This window comes from Alteromonas sp. 4NS20-0143 (assembly GCF_057542855.1).
In genome coordinates, this window is sequence record NZ_BAAJLR010000002.1 from 588,510 (window position 1) to 611,799 (window position 23,290).

Here is a 23,290-nt window from a genome sequence, read left to right on the forward strand (position 1 = left end):
TCACCGCCCTCTTAACGTCTCAAATTGTCTACTCACTGTCAAAGAAACTGTTTTTGTTTATCCTTAGCGTTCTCGCAAAATACGACCAGCGTTTCTACTTTCAATCTAGTTTGCTGTTCTTGCTATAGGTGACATCCAGCCTTAAAAAAATTATTCGTTACCCACCATAAATTCGCTATCTTATTTTCAAAACAAGCGTATTATCCGCCGAATATTAACACTTGAGTCTTTGAGCCGAAAATGGCCATAGGTTTTCACCACACTAAAGAAAAAACCTTACTACGTGTATCGTTTTACGTAGCGGGTTTGTTTGTATTTATCGCACTTGGCTTTGCCTTTATTACCCATTCAGCCGCCATCCTGTTTGACGGCGCATACTCACTCATTGCCTTTTTCATGTCGTTGCTCACGCTGAAAGTAGCAAATTTGGTGCAACTGCCCGATGACGACCGTTTTCATTTCGGCTATACGGCCATAGAGCCTACGTTAAACTTATTCAAATCCATTGTTATCATTGCCACATGCTTATATGCCGTTGTGGGGGCTATTGGTAGCCTCACAGACGGCGGAATAAAGGCTGAGTATGGTTATGCAATAATTTACGGTGTTATTGCTACTACTGCGTGCTTTGCTGTGTCTGGCTACATGAAGTATCAAAGCAAGCCCTTGCGTTCAGATTTAGTGGCGGTAGAAGCTCACACTTGGTTTGTAGATGGCGTATTGAGTGCTTCCATTCTATTAGGGTTTGCCACTGCGTATGGTATTGAGCAAACCCGTTTTGCTGAGTATGCCTCCTTTGTCGACCCCGTTTTGCTAATAATATTAGGACTCGCGATATTGCCAGTGCCTTTTAAAATCATGCTTAACAGCCTGAAAGAAGTTATCAATAAAGCGCCACCAGAGTCGGTAACTGCCGTCATTGAAAAGCGTTTAAAGCAAACCTTGATTGCAGTGCCCTATCAACATGTTGAAGTACGGATAAGTAAAAGCGGAAGAGACATTTATTTACTCGTGCATATTATTGTTGATAAATCGTTTTCCGTTGCCACGATTAGTGAGTTAGACGATATCCGCATAGCCAGTGAGACCGCCATGCGACAATGGGATCCAGCCATTATTATGGATATATTGTTTATCGCTAATCCAGCGTTAGCTGATTAGCCAAGCTACTCTTTTTCACGCGACGGCTACAACCAATACAGTACAATAAAGCTACATAAAAAAGCCCTACCAACTAAAGTTGATAGGGCCTTTATATGGCGTATATTCTGAGAGAACAGGCTTTACCTACTCACTCTTTAAAACATTACTCATAAAGCGCTTAGTTAACAAAACCTTCGTTAGCTCTTATCGTTAATGGATGGTAGCCAGGCTTTGCCTCTTCAAATGCTTTTTTCGCAAATGCTTTACCTTCTGGTGTTTGCGAAAGCGAGCGATAAAGCGGCTTAACCAGTTTGTTTCGGCCAATGCTAACCAGATAGCTGTACAAACGCTCGTATGCTGGCTTGTATTCATTGGCTACCGCAATCATCAGCCAGCTGTGGGCAATTTCGTTGTTTTGCGTTTCTGTTAGCGAAAACGCACTGTCTAATTCGACAAGCTGCTTGTCGGTTAACGACTCGGGCATATTGTTAAGGAAGTATAACCATTCATGCACGGTCCATTGCGCAGTGTCAATGGCACTTGCCTTAGTGGTATTTGCTAGCCATTCGCCGCGTACCTTATCGATATTAACAAAAGCATCAGACTCAGGCTTTGGTGCGCCCTCAGGAATACCAGGTTCAAAAATCCACTGCTGAATACGCTCAGCGTCCAACTTTTCTGGATATTGCTTAAGTAGCGTTTCGTCCAAATAGTCGATAAAGGTATCTGTAGTGATGCTTTTGAATGCAAAGTCTTCGAAGTACTGCATTAAAAATGCATCAAAATTCTCGCGCCCTACTTTTTGCTCTAATTCTCGAAGAAAAAGCGCGCCTTTTTCGTAAGGGATATTTGAAAATACATCGTCAGGGTTACGACCACGTAAATCGATAGCAAGAATTTCATCGTTTTGTTCTAGCGCAGCGATATCGTTTTGCAAGTCTTGATAGCCTAGCACGGCCTCCTTCTTAAACCGCTCATGACCATAAATCATTTCCATGATGCGATAGGTTAAATAGGTGGTAAAGCCTTCGTTTAACCACAAATCACGCCATGTAGCGTTGGTAACTGTATTTCCAGACCAGCTATGAGCTAACTCATGTGCAATAAGAGACACTAGACTTTTGTCACCCGCGATCACAGTTGGAGTGATAAACGAGAGACGAGGGTTTTCCATGCCGCCAAAGGGAAACGATGGCGGTAAAATGAGAAGATCGTATCTGTCCCATTGATAAGGGCCGTAAGTCTCTTCAGTGACTTCGAGCATTGCTTCGGTGTCTTCAAATTCTTTAGCTGCACTTTCAAGAAGCGCAGGTTCGGCATACACCCCTGTTCTCTCCCCCATGGCCTTAAACTGCAGATCGCCAATGGCTAATGCAATAAGGTAAGAAGGAATAGGTTGCGGCATGGTAAAGGTGTATTCACCATCGCGCTGTGTTTGAGGATCGTTTGCTGCGCTCATTACTGCCAATAAGCTTGGCGGTGTTTTAATGGTGGCCTCATAAGTCACACGCACTTGCGGGGAGTCTTGCAATGGTATAAAGCTTCGGGCGTGAACGGCCTGTGCTTGAGTAAATAAGAACGGATGCTTTTTACCTGCAGTTTGTGCTGGTGTGAGCCACTGAACGCCTGACGCACTTGGTGATGTGGAATAGTTCACGGTAACTTGATTGGCGTTCTCGGGTAACGAGATGGAAAGAGGCGTTCCTAGGTCAACATCGGTTTCGCCTAAAGTAAAGGGAACTGCCTCACCATTTACGGTAACAGTTTCAATTTTAAGAGCGCGAGTATCAAGAACAAGCTCATTGTATTTTGGGTCGGTGCGCTCTACCTTGAGCGTTGCACTTCCTGATAACTGCTGAGTATCAAAATTAGCGCTAAGATCTAACGCCAAATGCGTTACCCGTACTTCATCGGGATTAGAGAATGAATGATAATCAACGCCTGAGGCCATGTCAGATGACCCCTCTGTAATTTCTGCTCTAGCGTTGTCTTCTGCCGCCTTGTTTCCCATATTTTTGTTTACAACGTCTTTCATGGCAGCGCTAGCGTCGGCCTTACTTGAAGGCTCAGTTGTGGAATCGCTGCACGCAAAAAGTGCTGGTACACAAATTAGCGTAGCTAGCATTTTGCAGTAGCTCATAGTGTGGTTCCCATGTTGGTTCATGCTTCTTCCTTTATAGTTCTTTCTAGCTCGTTCTATTTCTTTATAAGTTTGGGCAATTCTGTCTAAGAGTTCGTTCTACATGGTCATAGTAGCAAGTCGAGACTTCAGGAGCGATAAATAAACAATAGGGTCTAGAGAAGTTGTTCACTGGAGAGCATTTTCAATACAAATAGCACCTAAGAGACTAAAAAATAGACTATTTTTAATTTAAGTTTGATATTTCCTATCTAATATTTTCTAATAACGGGAGCAAAGGATATGCGACCATTCTTTAAAACTTATTTCACTGCAGGATTGCAGGGTCATAGTTTCTGTACGTCTATACCTTTGCTTCCATATAAAAAGCTTCAGCGCTAATAATTGCAATAAGAAGCACTCTATAGAGAAAATACTAATGAAAGCAAAACTCTTAACATCACTTATCTCAGCAACGCTTCTCACTGCTTGTGGCAGCACACCCATGACCCCAGAAGAACAGGCAATGGCAAGTCAAATGCAACAAGCCTTTTTGGCTCGACTTCAAAGTTCTACCATGCCTGGCGGCGCAGCCACACAAGCTCAAGAAACTGTCGAGCCAGAAATTGTAATTAGTGAGAATGAGCTTTTAGCACAAAAGCAAAAAATAGATTTAAGTGGTGGACCTGCAATCTTTTATCGCGAAAAAGACGGGATCCTAATAAACAACACAATATTTAACGACTTTGAAGGCCAAGTGGCTAACTTTGGCGGGAATCGTTTTACTGGCGAATTTACTTATGCTGTGAAAAACTTTAACGGCTCTTTTTCATTAAAGTACCATAAGGCTAATTCACAAGAGGCGCCCGTTAAAATTGCTACTGTTTTAAAACGTGGCAACCAATTTGAAGTGAAAACAGTAACCGGGAAGACCATTCCTGGGAACAACGTTATTCCTACGTCTGATGGCTTTATAGTGGGCCGCCCTGGCTCTGCATTCCGCTATACCATAGGCGACAATAATGTGAAGTCTATTTCCCTCCTTGATAACTATCACATTGCCAAATATCAAAATGGAGATGCGGCATCGACAGGGTTTATTCTTTTAGAAAAGAATGCTCGCAACAAGAACGATGATGTCGGCGGACTACTTGATACCTTCAAGGAAATGGGAAGTACGTTTGGACTTAATAAACTCGACGACTACGTGCTAGTTAGCCTTGACGGCCAAACTATTGTGCCTATGGATGTTGGCTTAGGCGGAAAGGAAATTGCAGAGCACTCAAATTGTACTCGCCAGAACTCGGTAATAAACAAGTGCGAGAACGTTGACTTCCGCGAGTCACTTTACACTGAGCTAGGTCTACCAAATTATAGTCACTATTACTGGTCGATTAATTGGGTGCAAACTCAGGATGGTCCGCTTGCGATATACCGCACATCTACCAAAATCAAAATTGTCGATATCAACAACAACCAAGTACACACTGCATTTTCTCGTGTGTTAGGTGTCAACGAATTCGATGTCATTGAAAATGCAAACGGTACTACTGGTATTGAAGCTCGATTAGGGTTTAGCAAAGAAAAAATTGATGATATTGAGTCTTTTATCAAAAACAATACTGTTGATATTGAGCCTATTCAAACCTTGCAAACATCGTAAGGTAATTTTTGCGGGTAGAGGCATATTGTGCCCTACCCGCATTTAAACGCCAATTTTAGAGTTTTATTAATTCACTTAAAAATAGCACTTCAACTCTTTAAGCTAGCGCTATCTCTACTTCAATATTGCCGCGAGTTGCATTTGAGTACGGGCACACTTGGTGCGCTGCATCTACTAGCGCCTGCGCTTTGTCTGTTTCCACATCACCAAGGTCAACGGTAAGCTTAACGGCAATGGCAAAGCCTTGTTCGATAGGCCCAATAGACACATCGCCAGTTACGCTAATATCGTCTGACAATTTAATTTTTTGTGAAGCAGCAACGTGCTTCAGTGCACCGATGAAGCAGGCTGAGTACCCTGCTGCAAACATTTGCTCAGGGTTTGTCCCCTGCCCACCTGCGCCGCCAAGTTCTTTTGGTGTAGAAAGTCCAAGCTCAAGTTTGCCGTCACTAGACTTTGCCGTACCTTCTCTTCCGCCTGTTGCCGTTGCTGTACCGGTATAAACGACCTGTTGTAATGTATGCATCATAAACTCCGTTGTTAAAAAGAAAATTGCAAAACAGTAAGCGAAGACTTTAGTTAGCCACACTTACTTTGCATGCAAAGTAAAATAACACTATCCCGGCTTGAAGTTCAAGTACTTTGCATACAAAATATAAAACTACTATTGAATTGGAGTTGCCTGTGTCTGAATTATTAAAATTAGAAAATCAGCTTTGTCATCGCTTTTATACGCTTTCAAATGCATTTACACGTGCTTACAGGCCGCTGTTGAAGGCGCTGGATATTACTTATCCACAGTACATTACGCTTATGGCTTTGTGGGAAGCGAATAACATCACCATTGCCGAACTATTAGAGCGCACCGCGATTGATGGTGGAGCTATGACGCTCATTCTTAAAAAGCTGAATGAAAAACAATTCCTCACTATTGAAAAAGACGAACACGACAAGCGAGTTAAACGAGTAATGCTCACCGAGGAAGGTAAATCGAAAAAGCAAATAGCCCAAGACGTACCCTCGCAGATGCTGTGCAAATTAAAAGGCATGAGCCATGAAGAAAGCGTGCAGCTTCGTTACTTACTAGACAAACTTGGTAGCTGCTTTAACGCTGACGAACAAAGATAGAGAATGAAAATTGATTCTTGACCTGTCTATAACTATATAGTTTACATTCAACGTCGCATTAAAAATGTATGGAGTTATACGTGTATCGTATTTCTGAGTTAGGTGCATTGGTAGGTTTATCGAGAACCACCTTACTTTACTACGAAAAGCTTAATTTGATTTGCGGCAAGAGGTTAGGAAATGGCTATCGAGTATATAGCGATAGAGACATACAACAAGTTCGCTTAATTCAACAGCTACAAAGCGGCGGATTGACGTTGGCTGAATGTAAATCTTGCCTTGAAAGTAAGTTGGATAGGTCTGTTCTTAAATCTCGCTATGACGAGCTAACGCAAGAGATCAGCCGAAAACAGACGTCGTTGGCGTTGTTGTCTTCCCTGTTAGGTGAAAGAAGCAGTAGATCGTGGCACCAAATACTTGCTGATGTAGCGCCAGATGCACATATAGACTGGTTAAAAATTCAAGGGTTTGATGAGAAGCAAGCTCTAAGGGTCAAATGGTTATCAAAAGACATGAATGAACATGACAAGTATATGCAAGATTTCATGAACGTATATGAACCCCTCGAATCGTGGGGGCCGAACAGCGAGTCTGACACTGTGAGAGCGTTTCAAACACTTAGTATTAATCCTAGAAAAATTTTAGAGATTGGTTGCGGCAAGGGTAATTCAACCATGCTCTTGGCTAGATTATGCGATGCACACATTGTAGCGACGGATAATGAACAAAGTGCCTTGGATGAAGTAGAAGATAAAATAAAGCAAAATAACATGGGCGAGCGAGTATCAACCCAATGTATTAGCATGACGGAATTAAGCTTTGGCGAAGAGAAGTTTGACGTAATTTGGGCTGAAGCCTCGGCCTATGTAATGGGCATAGAGAACACGTTAGAGAAATGGAAATCGCTCATCTCGGAAGATGGTGCGTTGGTGTTTAGTGATTTAGTTTGGTTGACAGAGACCCCAAGCAAAGAAGCGATTAAGCATTGGAAAAGTGACTACCCAGATATGCAAACTGTTGATACTCGAAAGTTACAGATAGAAAAGGCTGGATACAAACTACAGCATACCTTTACTCTGTCTGAACAAGCGTGGAAAAACTATTATGAGCCACTTGAACAGCGGTTAAATGAGGTTGGCCCTACACTGGCTGGTTCACAAGCAGTTGTCGATATTCAAAACGAAGTAGCGTTGTTTAAATCTCACCTTGGCGAATTTGGCTACCAATTTTTCATAGCAGAAAAGTGTTGAAGCTTTGTCTACGGCGTTTCAAACGAAACGCCGCTTGCGCCTATCAAGCAGAGGTATACTGCGACATTTCAGCATCAACTTCTTGCGCATATTGCGTTAAGTGATGCGCTAAAATGTTTTCTACTCTTCTCATGATGTCTTTGCGTTGGTGATCCCACCCACGCTTATCAGCCTGTTTCGCTTGCGCAAGATAAAATTCAATTCGAGTTTTACGTAATAGATGAGTTTTTCTATTTACGTTAAATTCCATGCTGGTGTAAGTCTCTTCCACATCCGTAATGTCTGTATGATAAGGCTTTGCATTATCCTCAGCAGTCGCCTGACTTACAAAGGTATTTCCATTGCCTACTACTCCTATCATAACGATGAGTAACGACACGACTATTCCTGAAGAAATCCATTTTAGAAAAGACATTTATTGCTCCTTGTTTCTGGCTTCTGTTTCAGCGCTACAATTTTTGGCTTTATAACTTTTTGCCATCGCTGGTTTAAACTCTTGCGACAAAACACCTATTACGTTGCATCAGTAGTGGTGCTGAAACTGTAAATTGTTTGGTTAACTTTTATGAGTTATCAACCCATTGTTCCCTAGTTGTTGCAGGTTTCGAACCAAGAGTAAAAAATCATTAAAATCAGATATTTATTAAAATAGGAGCAAGGTAACTGTGTTGATATTGGAAGTTTCTACACAAGAGGGCGTAAAAAGCACCGAGTAAAATATAACCTACCGAGCTGTAAAGGCGGCTTTGATAGGCGGGGCGGTCAGCTCTGAACGAAAAGCGTAAGAAGTAGTCTTTAGAAAGTTGAAAACTAGTGTCAATATCAGCCCGTTTTCTGCTATCATTATTTCAGCGAACACTTGTTCACTGAAATTCACAAAAATGACGACAAACACGTGATAGGATTAGTCATGTCAGAAATGCGAGACCAACTTGAAAGCATACCCGCAAGGGCTTACTCGATAATAGAGGAATGGCTTAATAGTATTAGTCACGGCGTCGGTTTGGTTGCTGCCATTGTTGGCTTAGTGTTTTTACTCTACCGAGCTGAAGGTACGCTTGCCCTAGTTACCGTAGCAATTTATGGCACTACCCTTATTCTGATGTTTTTAAGCTCTACTCTTTACCATGCTACTTCACATCATAAAGCCAAAGAATGGCTTAAGCTTTTCGACCACAGCGCAATATATTTATTGATAGCGGGCACTTACACACCTTTGCTTTTAGTGTCTATAGGCGGCGCGTTAGGTATGGTTATGACCGGGGTTATCTGGAGCCTTGCATTTGGCGGCGTCGCCTTTAAGCTAGTGGCGCAGCATCGCTTTCCAAAAGTGTCTGTTATGACGTATCTGCTTATGGGCTGGATAGCCATTGGACTTATTTATCCTCTTTATATGGCATTACCTGGAGCTGGATTGTGGCTACTCGTAGCAGGGGGACTTTGTTTCAGCGTGGGCGTCTGTTTTTACGTGGCAAAAAAGGTAAAATACACCCATGCTATATGGCACGTATTCGTTATAGGCGGATGTGGTTGCCATTATTTTTCAATTTATTATTTTGTGGTTTAACGCTCGCTGTGAATACAACTGAAACTGAGACTAACATTACTGGCACTACTGGCAATATCACTAATGATAGGTCGCCCGCCATCGCCTGGTTCTCACTGAAAGCGGGCAAGATCTGTTTGGGCAAGAAGCCCGTTGCCGAGGCCTATAGTGCATTAAAGAGCTTAGGTGTGACTCATGTGGCAACGGTTCAAACCGGTGAAGAACAAGCCCCAAATGTTCGAGACAGCGCATTGGAAAATGGTTTGGAATGGTTGTGGGTGCCCTTTAGTCATCCTTCATCTCAGTCGCCAACCGATGATGTTCACTTACATCATTACCTCCATGAGCTATCAAAAATGTTATCTGAAGGTGCCAGTATTTATTTGCACTGCGATGGCTCTCAGCATCGCTGTAGCCTACTCTTTTACGCACTTTGCCACTACGTGGGCATTCCATCAAACAGCGCTTACAATGCCCTGCATAGCTTTGGTCGAAATGCGGCAAACAACTTATCACGCTCTGAGCTTACGTGGGCTGCCGAACTCGGTCATTCAGCTCCGCATATCTAATGTTAAATAGAGCCACCTAGCAGCTGATGGCTCTGCATTAACTTCCTAAGATCATCGTTCTAAGATTATTCTTCTAAGATCATCTTTCTAATATTTGCGCTATTAAGTGTTTGCTTGCTCTATTATTTGAGCGTCGGTATTGGCAATAATGGTGAAACAATTTCACCAATACGTCGAAACAGCTGCATGCGAGTGGTACCAGAGCGCCATACAAGGCCTATTTCCCTGAAGCCTTTTTCCTCAGCAGGATAACTTTGAAGCCCAGTGTGCTCTAAAATAGACTGGTTAATCGCCAGCTCTGGTAAAAAGGTATACCCCATTTTGCTATTTGCTAATTGTACTAAGGTATACAGGCTACTCGCGGCGACACTGCTTATTTGGTCGCTGTGCTGTAAGTTACAGGCGCTTACCGCATGCCCCGTCATACAATGCTCTTGTTGAAGTAAGAAAATACTTTTCTTAGGCAGTGACGATATATCAACAGGATTCGGTAAGGCCGGCATCATGTCTTCATGGGCGATAAGGTGAAATGGGTCGTGCCCTAGCACCATTTGCTTGCACCCTGGGGTTTCCATAGGCAATGCCAGAATAAGTAAATCTAACCTACCGTCTGTTAACTGCTGAAGCAGCTTCTCCGTAGTGTCTTCCTGCATCTCTAGGTTAATTTCTGGCAGAAACGCCTTAAAAGCTCCCAACATTCCTTCAAAGAGAAAGGGTGCAATAGTAGGAATAACCCCTAGCTTTATGGTACCTCGTTGCCAATTGCCCGCATTTTGCGCGTATTCAACCAGTTCACCTGCTTCTTGCAGTATTAACTTACTGCGCTCCACAATGTCTAACCCTAGCGAGGTAAACACAAACGTTTTATGTTCGCGCTCTAGAAGCTGGCTACCGAAGTGCTCTTCGAGGTTTTGGATGGCAGTACTCAATGTTGATTGGCTCACGTTGCAACGCTGAGCGGCACGATGGAAATGCTGCTCTTGATGCAGGGTTACAAGGTAGTGTAAATGCTTAAGGTTTGGCCACTTCATACTCATCTCATAATTGATTAATAATATGGTTCTTAATCTAGCATAAGGATTACGTGTATCACATTAAAAACCCGAAAACGTCATGAAGAATTCTTACTTTCACACTGGCAAGCAAGACATTCTGGGTTTAGGATAAAGTGAAAGCGTATTCGGTAAACACAACAACCACATGCTAATGAGGCCACTATGAAGGGACACTACAAAAACATTCTCTGTGTACTAGGCGACTCTCATCGTCAGGATGATACGGTGGCACAAGCACTTCACATTGCTAAAACCCATCAGGCGAATATCACCATTGTGCTTGCACTAGAGGCGCTTCCGCCAAATGCCAATATGATCATGGAGTCGTTTTCTTATATTGAATCTCAACAGGGTATGGAAACCCAGGCTCAACAGTGGCTAACTGAGCAGTCTAAAAACTGGAGCCAGCATTATCATGCTGATACCGAGGTACTGATAGGCGATCCGCTGATTAATGTTGTGAGTTACGTCATTAATAACAATATCGACTTAGTCATTAAGCGCGCAGAAGAGAGTTTTTTAGATAAGCTTTTCGGCAGCTTAGACATGCGCCTATTGAGAAAATGCCCCTGCCCTGTTTGGGTTGTCGATCGCAAGCCCAAAAGCCAGTACAAGAATGTGGTTGCTGCACTTGATTTGAACTATCACTATCCTAAACACGAAGTCTCCGTGCGCCAAGAGCTCAATCGCGACATACTTCGTCACGCAAGTCAGATTGCCTTACTTGAATTCGCTCAACTGCATGTTGTGCATGTATTCGATGCGGTTCCCGAAAACATAGCAAGAGATGGGTTTATCACCGTCGACAACGATAGAATGGAACACGACCTCGCCAAAATATTTGCGGAACGGGATACCGAACTGGCTCTTCTGCTCAACGAACTTTCTGATGAGCTAGACGATGACGTACTGGATTTCCTTAAACCGCAAAAACACATTGTACATGGCTATCCTAGACGAGAAATTGCGGCCACTGCAGCGTCTGTTAGTGCAGATGTGGTTGTCATGGGTACCGTGGCAAGGCTTGGTGTGCCTGGTTTTATTATGGGCGGTACCGCTGAAGAAACTATTCATCAGCTGCATTGCGCGGTTGTCGGAATAAAACCAAATGGATTTCAAACACCTATTTCTGTTGAGAAAAAATGAGTACTTGAACGAAATGACCGTGGGTATAAAAAAGCCGCGATAAGTTTTCACTTATCGCGGCTTTTTTGGTGTTCTCTACGTTTACAATCACATCACTAATTAGTGTATTCGCGCTATCTAAACGAGCTTTCCAACATACTTGTGCTCGATTTACACTGCTTTGGTTTTACACCCCAAACGATGCTCTTAATATGTAGAACGAGATAATTGAGAGAATGGCGCCCGCAGGAAGCGTAACAACCCAAGACACTACAATATTTCTTACAATGCCAAGGTTAAGTGCAGAAACACCTCTCGCTAAGCCTACACCTAGCACCGCACCAACGAGCGTTTGCGTGGTAGAGATAGGTAAACCTGTTCCTGACGCGATAACAACGGTACAGGCTGCTGCCAATTCTGCTGCGAAACCACGGCTGGGTGTAAGGTGAGTTATCCCCTGCCCTATGGTTTTTATTACTCGATGACCGAATAGCGCTAAACCAGCAACTATTCCTAAACCACCAAGAGGTAAAATCCATACCGCGAGCTTGGCATTTGCATTAATTTCGCCGCCACTGCTCACTACACTCACAACGGCCGCTAATGGTCCGATAGCATTCGCTACGTCGTTCGAGCCGTGGGCGAATGCCATGCAACACGCCGTCACTACCATTAATAGTGCAAACACTTTTTCTACGTTTGCGGCCTGTAGATCTGTATCTTCAGAGCCACTGAACTTCATGCGGCCAATATACCACTTGCCTAAAACACCTAGTAACACTGCGATAATCACGGCGAGAATGTATCCATTCACCGCGCTCATTTCTAAGCCTACGTGCTTAAGCCCTTTTTTAATCGTTACGAGTGACATAACAAAGCCCGCTAACGCCATATAAAATGGCACGTAGCGCTTAGCACTTTCAAAAGGAGAGGCAGTTTGGAATATGAGTTTATGCGCACTCATAAATATTAGATAGGCAATGACACCCGAAATAGCAGGCGTAACCACCCAGCTTCCCACAATACCGGCAACTTTATCCCACGAAACCGCGTCCATACTCACGCCAGCCGCAGTAAAACCGATAATTGCGCCGATAATAGAGTGCGTAGTAGATACAGGCCAACCCAACCATGATGCTACGGCCAACCAAATACCAGCAGCCAACAGCGAGGAAATCATGCCCAGTACGAGCAATTCGGGTATGTCTGTAAAGAAGCTTGAGTCGATAATTCCTTTGCGTATGGTAGAGGTAACCTCACCACCCGCGAGGTAAGCGCCAGCAAACTCAAATATCATCGCAATAAAAATTGCTTGTTTTATTGTTAATGCTTTTGACCCTACTGATGTCCCCATTGCATTGGCAACATCGTTGGCTCCAATTCCCCACGCCATGATGAAACCTACACCACCGGCAAGAAGAATTAGAATTAGGCCATAACTTTCAAAAAAATCCACTAAGTATCGCTCCCGAGCTAATGCGATTTGGGCTTTACGCTACTTCACTGTGTAGCAGTTCCCCGAGCCAAATAGGCTAGAGTGTGATGTTAAAGACAGATTATGTTTTAGCATAATGTTCGTTTTTTGCACGACCTGTCCTCGGCTCCGGCGCATGATAACGTAATCATCTTCGAAGCCATAGCGAAAATCATCGAAATTCGGTAAAAGTATATCTCGACGCTGATTATTCAATCAAATGTTTCATTTTTATGACAGCTATATTTCAAAAAACACGCCATGCCACGCCACGCGGGCGGTATAGCGGCATCTACGCAGATAATTAAGTCAGATCTTCTATCTTCTGATGGATGCTTTCAAGGGAGGTATGACGCACATCGGTTCCCCGTGTTAGGTACACAACATATTCGCAAACGTTTTTACATCTATCGCCAATGCGCTCTAGTGAACGCAATGCCCAAAGCACGTCCAGCCAATCTTGCATATCTTCGGTGATTTTTTCCATTTCAGACGTGGTGTACGTTATCAGGCGTTTGTATTCACTGTCTATTTGATTGTCCTGGCGATAAACCTCAAGGGCTGCCGACTCATCTTGTCGCGCGAAAGCATCGAATGTGCCGCGCATCATATCGATAACCTGTTCGCCTATTTTTACCATACTACTTTTTATGGTGTCAGAAGAAGGAAGCTTGTTTCGCGTTACCAACTTAGCAATGCGCTCTATTTCATCACCCATACGCTCAATATCAGTAATAGCTTTAGAAATGGTCATGATTAAACGTAGATCGCTTGCCGTAGGGTGCCGCTTGGCAATAATTCTCAGGCATTCTTCGTCTATCTGAATCTCCATAGAATTTATTTTTAAGTCGTTCAACACCACTTTTTCAGCAATGGCCGCATGGTTGTGCTTAATGGCATACAGCGTATCTACCATCTGCTGCTCTACCTCGCCTCCCATGGTTAGCACGGAGTTACGCAAGTTTTCTAATTCAACGTTAAACGTACCCGAAATATGATTGTTTAAAGCAACTTGACGCATTCTAGTAACTCCGGTGAACGGCAAACGTGGCACAAGCAAACATCACGCATGCAACAGAGGCAGCTACTAAAGGTAGCGCGCCTCTTCGTATATGGCTAGCGGGAATAAAAAAGTCGTTCTTAGCCATATCGCCCCGTGATGTAATCTTCTGTTTGTTTTTTCTCAGGCATGGTGAACAGCGTGTCGCTATCGGCATACTCCACTAGTTTACCTTGATGGAAAAAAGCCGTGTAGTCGCTAACGCGAGCAGCTTGCTGCATATTATGAGTAACAATCACTATCGTACATTGCTTTTTAAGCGACTCCATCAACTCTTCAATGAAAAGCGTCGTCAGCGGATCAAGGGCTGAGGTTGGCTCATCAAGCAACAACACTTCTGGTTTTAAGGATAAAGCCCGCGCAATCACTAATCGCTGCTGCTGACCGCCCGATAAGGTCATTGCAGGCTCAAACAATCGGTCTTTCACTTCATCCCACAATGCGGCCTGCTTTAATGCATTTTCTACCGCATCGTCTAAATTCCGTCTTTCACGCACACCTTGAAGCTTCAGTCCGTAGCATACGTTTTCGTAAATACTCATAGGAAATGGATTTGGCCGCTGGAAGACCATACCCACTTTGGCTCTTAGCCGTGACACGTTGGTTTTTTTACTATTAATGTTTTTACCATCAATAATCACTTCACCCTTATACTGACAACCGTCATATAGGTCGTTCAGTCGGTTAAAGCAGTTTATTAGTGTGGATTTACCGCACCCGCTTTGACCTATTAACGCCGTAACTTTGTTTTTTGGGATCCGCATGGTGATGTCTTTTAACACGTGCTTATCACCAAACCATAAGTTGAGTTCGTTAACCTCAACCGCTGTCTGCGCGCTCGATAATTCGCTAACGGGCTGTATATTATGTTTAAACAACTTCAGCATGACAGCTTTTACCCTTTTAAATACCGTTTACGTAAGCGTGTTCTAAGTAGTACCGCTAAAATATTAAGTACAAATACAACCACCAGCAGTAGTAAGCACGCGGCAAACATCATAGATGCACTTTTAGCATCGGTTTGGCTGTGAAATGCACTATCGTAAATTAACACACCTAGGTGCATGAACTGTCTATCGAGGTGTAAAAATGGAAACTCACCGTCAATAGGTAAGGCAGGCGCAAATTTTACTGCCCCCACCAACATAAGTGGCGCAACCTCACCCGCGGCTCTGGCAATAGCCAATATAACGCCGGTCATAATACCGGGAGAAGCAATAGGCAATATCGTGCGTACAATGGTTTCAATTTTAGTGGCACCTAGTGCATAGCTGCCCGCTTTTAGTCCTTCTGGCACCCGCCTAAGTCCCTCTTCGGTAGCGACAATAACCACCGGAAGTGTGAGTATCGCCATGGTTAATGCCGCCCAAAATATACCTGGGCTACCCATGGTTGGCGCAGGTAGCGTATCACTAAAAAAGAGGCTGTCTATACTGCCGCCAAGTGTGTACACAAAGAAGCCAAGGCCAAACACACCATACACAATGGAAGGCACACCGGCCATATTGCTTACGCTTACGCGAATAATGGTGGTTAGGGCTGTGTTTGGCGCATATTCGCTTAAATAAATAGCCGCCATTACGCCAAACGGGGTAACGATAATGGTCATAATAAATACCATTAGCACCGTACCGAATAGAGCAGGAAACACGCCACCCGACGTATTCGCTTGTTTAGGCGATTCAGTGAGAAACACAAACACTTCACCAATGGCTACCTGCCACTTCTCAAACCCTGTTAATCGACTAACAAAATCGACACTTTGAATCGTAAATATCGGAATACTAAAGGGCTGCCCGTCGGCAAAGCTCACCGCAAGCTTGTATTGATCTCGCTGGGTTTCAAGTGAACGAACTCGCTGTTGATACTCATTGAACTGAGCGACTAGTTTTTCTCGCGCTGGTGCATCCGCTGCCACATCTCGATTGTCAAAGCGAGAGAGTGATTCGTGAATTGGCGCTAAAAACTGTTTGTTTAATTTTGTAATTTCATCTGAGATGAGTGTTACTGACTCCATTATTTGCGGCAATTTAGCTAGCGGAATATTGGCGCCCTCTGGCGTAACCACATTTTCAGGCACAGCCATTACCTGCCGTCCGTCATTGAGCTTTATCTCGGCGCTGTTTTTAGCCAGGTCAATACGCTTTATACGCTCACGCTCAACTAACAATTGCGCCCCGTATGGGTTTAGCGCGTCTGCATACTTAAGCCTAATCTCCGATTTAGCTTCATCATCGAATACATTTGCTAAAAGAGTTTCAACCTGCGGAGCAGCTTCTTTAGGTGGAACTTGGTCGGAGGCAAATTCTGGAGAGGATATGGGAGCAAGCGCAACGCTGTAGATGGGTTTTGGCCAAAAATAAGCGCCGCCCCTTGCCGTAATCAACACTAGTACGCTTATAAGGGCAATCAGCAATAGGCCAGTAAAAAAGGCGGTTAAACTAATCACCAGCGACTGACGCTGCACCGCATTTAAGCCAGAAAGGCGAAGCTTAGCCATGCTCTTTTCTCCTTCCCAGTCGCTGACGCATAACCTCGGCAATGGTATTTACCACAAAGGTGAATGCAAACAAAATGCAGGCGGTAAAAAAGAGAATTTGATAATGGGCCGATGAAACATCAGCCTCAGGTAATTCGATAGCTAAATTAGCGGTTAATGCCCTTAGCCCTTCAATAAGGCCCCAGCTAGATATGGGGGTATTGCCCGTTACCATGAGCACAATCATTGTTTCACCAAAAGCGCGACCAAAGCCCAGCATTATGGCAGCAATGATGCCAGGCAGCGATACGTGTAACACCACATGCATTAGCGTTTGAAGCCGTGTTGCTCCTAGCGCAAACGAGGCGTTTTTTAAGTCTTCGGGCACCCCGTTTATGGCGTCTTCAGCCAAAGAATAAATACTAGGCGAAATTGCAATCCCTAAGGCAATAGCAACCACAATGGTTGTTTTACCAATTGGACTGTCTGACCCCGACGCCAACAGTGCAAACCCATCAACGCCCATGATGGAGAATATAAATTGAGGCGCAAACTCCACGCTGATAAAGGCGAGTAATAACGTGCCGCCTAAGGCAAATACCAACTCGCTACCGTGGCGAATACGCTTTGGTAGGTATTGCGCTACTTGGCGCTGAAACAGCGACACAATAATAAGTGCAATTGGCACAAAGATAATAAAGAAGGCGACGGAAAATAGAAATTGCTCCGCCTTGGGCGACAGCCATATAGCGGCAATAAAACCAATGAGTACGCTGGGGATAGCCTCTAACATCTCAATAGCCGGCTTTAACAGGTGGCGAAGTCTCGCTTTTGCAAAGTAAGCAGTATAAATGGCCGCGCCAATGGCAACGGGAATCGCGATAACCAAAGCCAGTAAAGATGCTTTAAAACTGCCAATTAATAGCGGAGTTAAACTAAATTTAGCTTCTTGGTAGTCTGATGCACTGGTGGTTTGCCATACCGTCGCCTCGGTGTCGTAGCCTTCATAATGCTGTGGCTCAAATAAAGAAGACCACGTGGTGATGCCACTTAAGTGCTTACCCTGCCATGCCGTTACCGAACTGTTACTTCTTCCTATTAACACATCACCGTGCCAGTCAATACTAGAAATAGCCGTGTCACTTCGGCGAGAGCTTATTATCTCCCCAGTAATTCGGTTGATGAGCAATAGCGTATTGTTGCTCGTTAGCACTGAAATCAAATTCATGCTGGCATGCTCGGCAATATCTAGCGTTACCTCATCATCGCTTAACACAATTGAGTAAGTCTTTTGAAAGTGTAAGCCTTCGCTGCCTTTACTCAATACCCACCGCGTCAATGCTTGGGTGTTAAGGTTGTGTAAAAAGAATGAACGCTGTTTGGCCAAGGGGAATACCAATGCATCACTGCTTTCGTGAGACACATTGCTGATAAATGGCGCTGATGCATTAGCCTTGTCGTAAAGGCGATGAAGATAAACATCGTTATTTTTATGCAGCAGCATGCTTTCACTGCCAGGCATCAGCGTGACCTGTTCTACACCCGAAAAATGCTTATCGATAAACGTGGTGGGCGCTTTGCGATTAACCCAGCGCACAAAAACACCGCTATCAAGGGTAACCTGCGTCACCACCCACCGATTGGATAATTGAATTTGCCAGTGCTTTTGCCCCTGCCAAACCTGTTTAGGAAGCGCAAACGCAATGGTATTAGACGGAGTGCTTTGCACTACCTTCTTATCTAACAATTTGTCTGCATTGTAGGTTCGAACAGGAATAACACGCACCTGCCCTGTGGGTGAAATATCAATAATGAAGTTTTCGCCCATTACGCTCATAGCAGAAAGCGTGTGACCACAAGGCTTTGTGTAATCCTGTGTATTCGTTAGCTTACCTTCAGAAAAGGCGAGAAGCCCTAATCGGCAGTTTGCTTTTTCTGCCAACAGCGGTTGTCCGTTAAAGATATCGCCAGTGCTAATAATAGATTCATTGTTAGGCACGGTGGTGTGGGCAACTAGCTTAAGCGTAGGCGTGTAGGTAAGCGGTATTGCTTGGCTTATGAGGTGTGAAACTAAAATAACCAGCGTCAGCAAAACCAGACCGCCAAAGCCCGTCACTAAAAAGCGAGACCGTCTGTCAGTCCGTTGGCGTCTCTTGTTTATGCTATCGCTATCGGGAGTCATTCTACTTTTTAGTGTTTATATAATAAAAACCCTTCGCTGTGGAAGAATTTGGAGTAAATTGCACTGGTGAGCAGTGTAAGTTTTGTTATGCTAATAGCAAGTGAAAATTTTTCGTGCTACATGTTTTAGGCGGTGTGTTTATGGCGCTAATCAAACCATTGAGCGCTAACACACAAGCCATTAGCCTGCGTAAGCACGTTCAGCTTATTTCTCAGCCATTCATCAAGGAGTTTTGCATGCAATCTATAGTTATAAACATAATGGGGCAAGACAAGCCTGGGTTAGTCGATTCGCTTGCGAAATGTATATATACACACAAAGGTAACTGGTTGGGATCAAGCTTTGCGCACATGGCGGGCTTATTCACAGGCTTTGTTGAAGTGCATGTAAGTGCAGAGGGAAAACAGCTTTTAATAGACGCCATTGAAGCGTTACCCGACATCACCGTTCAACATGTAGCCGCACTTGGACCTCAAGAAAGCAACGCCGTTAAGTATACCGTTGAAGTAATGGGTAATGACAAACCCGGTATAGTGCAAGAACTGACTAATGTACTTAATCAGTTCAACCTCAACATACTTACCTTTGCCTCACACTGCGAAAGCGCGCCTAACTGGGGTAGTTTAATTTTTAAAGCGAAAGCAGAAATTGGTGTACCAGCAGAATTTGACGATGGCGCATTGCAAGATGCCCTTGAAGCTTTGGCGAATGACTTAGTTGTCGACATCACCGCAACGCATTAACGTGAAGAATACGCCGTTTCACCCATTGCCAAGTATTGCCTTGTCATCAAAGTGTAATTAACGGATGACAGCCTTTGACCATTTTTTGAGTCTTGAATGAGAAATTATGGATAACAACGTTTTATATTATCCTGCGGAACTGAGTTGGTTAGCTTTTAACGAACGCGTGTTGCAGGAAGCCGCCGATCAAAACACCCCTGCTGTTGAACGTATACGCTTTTTAGGTATTTACTCAAACAACCTTGATGAATTTTATCGCGTACGGGCGGCGGGTGTAAAAAGACAAATCACTATTGCACAAAACGACGGCAACGAAGAAGAAGCCGAGCGTCAGACAGCACTAATGGCTTTGATTCAAAAGAAGGTGGTTCAGCTTTCAGAAAAATTCGATAAAATTCATAGAGACGTCGTAAAAAGTTTAGCCCGATACAATATACATATACTTCGTAAAAACGACTTAGATGATTATCAGCAGCAGTGGGTTCGCAACTTTTTTATCAATAAAGTGCTGCGTCACATTGCGCCTATCATTATTGATAAAAAAACAGACCTTTTAAAACGGCTAAACGGCACGTCTGTTTATCTTTATGTAGCCCTGAGAAGAAAAGAGAAAAACACGAAATTCGCAGTCATTCAGGTTCCTACCACTGAAATGTCTCGCTTTATGCTTATTCCCCCAGAAAAAAGTAAAAAGAAAAAGCATATTATTATGCTCGACGACATGATTCAGCTTTGCCTTGAAGATATCTTTCGAGGTTTTATCAAGTTTGACGAGATAGAGTCATTTTCATTCAAGATGACTCGGGATGCAGAGTATTCCATCAACGATGAGATAGACGAAAGCTACGTTGAGAAGATGTCTGAAAGCATGAAGCAGCGCCTTATTGCAGAGCCGGTTCGGGTTATTTATGACACCGACATGCCAGACGATATGATGCAAGACCTGCGCAAGCGCCTTAAAATTACTAAGCTCGATACCATGCATGCCGCGGGACACTATCGTAACTTTAAGGACTTTATTGGCTTTCCCAACGTGGGCAGGGAATACCTTGAACATACGCCGCTGCCGGCTATTGATAGCAAAGCATTTTCGCAACACAACACCGTGTTTGATGCCATTACAGCCAACGATATTTTATTGCACTATCCTTACCACCGCTTTTTGCATTTCACTGAATTTTTGCGTCAGGCAGCTTTCGACCCTAATGTTCGCACCATACGCATTAATATTTACCGAGTGGCCAGTAACTCTCGCATCATTAACTCGCTCATTGACGCGGTGGATAACGGTAAAAAAGTGACCGTGGTTGTAGAGATACGCGCCCGTTTCGACGAAGAAGCTAATATTGAGTGGTCGAAACGAATGACCGAGGCGGGAATTCGCGTTGTGCTTGGGGTGCCTACTCTTAAGATTCACTCGAAGCTGTGTATTGTGACGCGAGAAGAACGTGGAACTTTAGTTAATTACGCCCATTTTGGTACAGGTAATTTTAACGAGAAAACCGCTAAGATATACACCGATTACAGCTTGTTTACGCGCAATCAAGAATTAGCTGACGAAGGCGTAGCGGTGTTTGACCTTATTCAATACCCATACCGCCGTTATAAATTCCAGCATTTACAAATTTCGCCGCTAAACTCTAGAACCAAGATCCAGTCGTTAATTCGTCAGGAAATTCAGCATTTAAACCAAGGTCACGATGCGCAAATAACGTTCAAAATCAACAACCTTGTTGATAAAGAGTTGATTGACGATTTATACCGAGCTAGCCAAGCAGGCGTTAAGATTCGCGGTATAGTTCGCGGAATGTGCTCACTGAACCCAGGTCTTAAAGGTATTAGCGACAACATTGAAATTATCTCTATTGTGGATAGGTTCTTAGAACACCCCCGCGTGATGATTTTTGAAGGCGGCGGTGACCGAAAAGTGTTTATCTCTTCTGCCGATTGGATGACACGCAACATGGACAATCGTATAGAAGTGGGCTGCCCAGTTTACGATAGAACCTTGCAGCAGCGCATTGTTGATATTATGGAGCTGCAGTTTAACGATACGCTGAAAGCGCGCGTTATCAACTCTGAGCAGACGAATAATTATGTACTGCGCGGTAATCGCAGAAAGGTACGCTCTCAAATAGAAATATACGACTACCTTAAACAACTTGAAGACAACCTGTAGGATAACCTAATCACTAATGACTGAGCATGAATCCATCTTTGACGGTGTAGAGTCCCGGGAAGTAAGTAAAGTCGCCGCGCTAGATATTGGCTCAAACAGCTTTCACCTTGTCGTGGCGAGAATTGTAGCGGGATCTGTTCAAATTCTTCACCGCGTTAAACAGAAGGTGAGACTTGCCGAAGGGCTAGATGACGACAATATTTTGTCTGATGAAGCCATAGAACGTGGCCTTGCCATGCTCAAAGTCATTGCTGAAAGTTTAAAAGGCTTCGAGCCCGATTCAGTCAGAATTGTGGCCACGCACACCCTGCGAAAAGCGCGAAACGCCAGACAGTTTATTCGCGCAGCAAAAGACGTGCTGCCCTACCCCATTGAAGTTATCTCCGGGGTGGAAGAAGCGCGCTTAATCTACTCCGGTGTTGCCCACACTAATCATGCTGATGGCCAGCAACTGGTGGTAGATATAGGCGGTGGTTCAACGGAGTTTGTTATTGGCAAAGGGTTTAAACCTCTACTTTGTAGAAGCTTGCAAATGGGCTGCGTAAGCTACACCCAGAAATTTTTTGCTAACGGCGAGCTAAAGCGCAGTGCGTTTAATAAAGCAATAACCAGTGCCGCTCAAGAGCTTGAGATGATAGACGTTAAGTATCGCAAGCTTGGCTGGGTGCAGTGTGTTGGCACCTCGGGGACTATTCGCTCTTTATTCACACTATGTCAGCAAGACAAAACCAACGAACACGATATTCCCGTTACGTTGAAAGCCTTGCGTAGCCTTATGGACCAATTCATTGATGCGGGGCATGTTGATAAGCTGGACTTTCCCAATTTAAGCGAAGATCGCCGTGTAGTAATAGCCGGTGGTATCGCTATTTTAATTGCAGTGTTTAAGGCTTTAAATATTAAAGCACTTGTTTATTCCCCTGCGGCATTGCGCGAAGGCGTGCTTTACCAAATGGAAGACGAGCTTCATCACGCGGATATTCGTGGAAGAACGGCCAGTAGCTTAGCAACCCGTTATGATGTGGATACCTCGCAAGCAACCATGGTGTTAAATACCTCGCTAATGCTGCTGCGAAAAGCGGAAAAAGCATGGAAGCTCAAAGGCCAAGACTTTAAAAATATGCTGGGTTGGGCAGCGCTGCTGCACGAAGTAGGTATACAAATTAATTCCCGTGGCGTACAGCGTCACAGTGCCTATATTCTCGCTAATGTTGATATGCCCGGCTTCACTCAAGAGCAGCAGTTATTGTTAGCCACATTAGTGCGTTTTCATCGTAAGAAAATACGCATTAGTGACTTACCTAGCTTTAACCTTTTTGACAGCAACGCCGTGAAGCGCCTTATTGCACTGCTAAGGCTCGGGGCGTTACTTAATTTAAAACGACAAGAGCAATTCTTGCCAGATATGACCATTGACGTTAACCCATCATCATTATCGTTGCGCTTTCCTGAAGGTTGGCTTGAGGAAAAGCCCATTTTATCTGCTGATTTAGCCAGTGAGAGCCAGCATTGGCAAGCGTTAGACTTAGAGTTATTGATTAATAGCTAGCTGGGTTTCTTTCTACAGCGTTTAAC

Annotated in this window: 19 protein-coding genes; 10 read left to right on the forward strand and 9 right to left on the reverse strand. The window is 44.0% G+C overall.

Annotated features, from left to right (window positions below; translation table 11 throughout):
- Positions 1-240 precede the first annotated feature (240 nt).
- A complete protein-coding gene (locus AC27HD_RS06290) occupies positions 241-1,161 on the forward strand; it encodes a cation diffusion facilitator family transporter (RefSeq protein WP_032096387.1) in 921 nt (306 codons plus the stop codon).
- A 160-nt stretch (positions 1,162-1,321) separates the two neighbouring features.
- On the opposite strand, the gene AC27HD_RS06295 is transcribed toward AC27HD_RS06290, so the two are convergent.
- Complete coding sequence (locus tag AC27HD_RS06295; protein WP_442853184.1) at positions 1,322-3,154, reverse strand: M1 family metallopeptidase; 1,833 nt, start codon at positions 3,152-3,154, stop codon at positions 1,322-1,324.
- Between the two features lie 547 nt (positions 3,155-3,701).
- On the opposite strand from AC27HD_RS06295, the gene AC27HD_RS06300 reads away from it, so the two are divergent.
- On the forward strand, positions 3,702-4,925 hold the full coding sequence (locus AC27HD_RS06300) for a hypothetical protein (RefSeq protein ID WP_032096386.1): 1,224 nt from the start codon (positions 3,702-3,704) through the stop codon (positions 4,923-4,925).
- Positions 4,926-5,022: 97 nt separating this feature from the next.
- On the opposite strand, the gene AC27HD_RS06305 is transcribed toward AC27HD_RS06300, so the two are convergent.
- Positions 5,023-5,451, reverse strand: a complete 429-nt coding sequence (locus AC27HD_RS06305) for an organic hydroperoxide resistance protein (RefSeq protein ID WP_032096385.1) — start codon at positions 5,449-5,451, stop codon at positions 5,023-5,025.
- 158 nt (positions 5,452-5,609) lie between these two features.
- Between AC27HD_RS06305 and AC27HD_RS06310 the strand changes: the two genes are divergently transcribed.
- Entirely contained in the window at positions 5,610-6,053 is a 444-nt protein-coding gene (locus tag AC27HD_RS06310) for a MarR family winged helix-turn-helix transcriptional regulator (RefSeq protein WP_032096384.1), read from the forward strand.
- Positions 6,054-6,133: 80 nt separating this feature from the next.
- Complete coding sequence (locus AC27HD_RS06315; protein WP_487104510.1) at positions 6,134-7,303, forward strand: MerR family transcriptional regulator; 1,170 nt, start codon at positions 6,134-6,136, stop codon at positions 7,301-7,303.
- A 43-nt stretch (positions 7,304-7,346) separates the two neighbouring features.
- Here AC27HD_RS06315 and AC27HD_RS06320 read toward each other — a convergent pair whose 3' ends face one another.
- Positions 7,347-7,718 carry a hypothetical protein gene (locus tag AC27HD_RS06320; protein WP_487104512.1) on the reverse strand — a complete coding sequence of 124 codons (372 nt, stop codon included), beginning with the start codon at positions 7,716-7,718 and terminating at the stop codon, positions 7,347-7,349.
- Between the two features lie 495 nt (positions 7,719-8,213).
- Here AC27HD_RS06320 and trhA point away from each other — a divergent pair, with 495 nt between their 5' ends.
- Both trhA and AC27HD_RS06330 read left to right on the forward strand, forming a co-directional pair.
- Entirely contained in the window at positions 8,214-8,870 is a 657-nt protein-coding gene (trhA, locus tag AC27HD_RS06325; protein ID WP_487104514.1) for a PAQR family membrane homeostasis protein TrhA, read from the forward strand.
- Between the two features lie 8 nt (positions 8,871-8,878).
- Positions 8,879-9,418: a protein-tyrosine phosphatase family protein gene (locus AC27HD_RS06330; protein WP_487104516.1), complete on the forward strand. Its 540-nt coding sequence runs from the start codon at positions 8,879-8,881 to the stop codon at positions 9,416-9,418.
- A 122-nt stretch (positions 9,419-9,540) separates the two neighbouring features.
- Here the strand turns inward: AC27HD_RS06330 and AC27HD_RS06335 are convergent, their stop codons facing one another.
- Positions 9,541-10,449 (reverse strand): hydrogen peroxide-inducible genes activator, encoded by a 909-nt coding sequence (locus AC27HD_RS06335; RefSeq protein WP_032096381.1) that lies wholly within the window; start codon positions 10,447-10,449, stop codon positions 9,541-9,543.
- 186 nt (positions 10,450-10,635) lie between these two features.
- Here AC27HD_RS06335 and AC27HD_RS06340 point away from each other — a divergent pair, with 186 nt between their 5' ends.
- The gene (locus AC27HD_RS06340; protein WP_032096380.1) at positions 10,636-11,619 is read left to right on the forward strand and encodes a universal stress protein; all 984 of its coding nucleotides are present in this window, start codon (positions 10,636-10,638) and stop codon (positions 11,617-11,619) included.
- Positions 11,620-11,785: 166 nt separating this feature from the next.
- On the opposite strand, the gene AC27HD_RS06345 is transcribed toward AC27HD_RS06340, so the two are convergent.
- The 5 genes from AC27HD_RS06345 to AC27HD_RS06365 all read right to left on the reverse strand — a co-directional run bounded on the left by AC27HD_RS06345 (position 11,786) and on the right by AC27HD_RS06365 (position 18,793).
- A complete protein-coding gene (locus tag AC27HD_RS06345; RefSeq protein ID WP_032096379.1) occupies positions 11,786-13,054 on the reverse strand; it encodes an inorganic phosphate transporter in 1,269 nt (422 codons plus the stop codon).
- A gap of 322 nt (positions 13,055-13,376) precedes the next feature.
- Positions 13,377-14,093, reverse strand: a complete 717-nt coding sequence (gene phoU, locus AC27HD_RS06350; protein WP_032096378.1) for a phosphate signaling complex protein PhoU — start codon at positions 14,091-14,093, stop codon at positions 13,377-13,379.
- Between the two features lie 119 nt (positions 14,094-14,212).
- The gene (pstB, locus tag AC27HD_RS06355; protein ID WP_032096377.1) at positions 14,213-15,019 is read right to left on the reverse strand and encodes a phosphate ABC transporter ATP-binding protein PstB; all 807 of its coding nucleotides are present in this window, start codon (positions 15,017-15,019) and stop codon (positions 14,213-14,215) included.
- Positions 15,020-15,027: 8 nt separating this feature from the next.
- The gene (gene pstA / locus AC27HD_RS06360) at positions 15,028-16,632 is read right to left on the reverse strand and encodes a phosphate ABC transporter permease PstA (protein ID WP_487104519.1); all 1,605 of its coding nucleotides are present in this window, start codon (positions 16,630-16,632) and stop codon (positions 15,028-15,030) included.
- Positions 16,625-18,793 (reverse strand): ABC transporter permease subunit, encoded by a 2,169-nt coding sequence (locus AC27HD_RS06365; RefSeq protein WP_487104521.1) that lies wholly within the window; start codon positions 18,791-18,793, stop codon positions 16,625-16,627. The genes pstA and AC27HD_RS06365 overlap by 8 nt, the downstream gene beginning before the upstream one ends.
- A gap of 236 nt (positions 18,794-19,029) precedes the next feature.
- On the opposite strand from AC27HD_RS06365, the gene AC27HD_RS06370 reads away from it, so the two are divergent.
- From AC27HD_RS06370 to ppx, 3 genes are all read left to right on the forward strand, one after another.
- Positions 19,030-19,536 carry a glycine cleavage system transcriptional repressor gene (locus AC27HD_RS06370; RefSeq protein ID WP_487104522.1) on the forward strand — a complete coding sequence of 169 codons (507 nt, stop codon included), beginning with the start codon at positions 19,030-19,032 and terminating at the stop codon, positions 19,534-19,536.
- A gap of 106 nt (positions 19,537-19,642) precedes the next feature.
- Entirely contained in the window at positions 19,643-21,715 is a 2,073-nt protein-coding gene (ppk1, locus tag AC27HD_RS06375) for a polyphosphate kinase 1 (RefSeq protein ID WP_487104524.1), read from the forward strand.
- Between the two features lie 16 nt (positions 21,716-21,731).
- On the forward strand, positions 21,732-23,264 hold the full coding sequence (ppx, locus tag AC27HD_RS06380; RefSeq protein ID WP_032096373.1) for an exopolyphosphatase: 1,533 nt from the start codon (positions 21,732-21,734) through the stop codon (positions 23,262-23,264).
- Positions 23,265-23,290 lie beyond the last annotated feature (26 nt).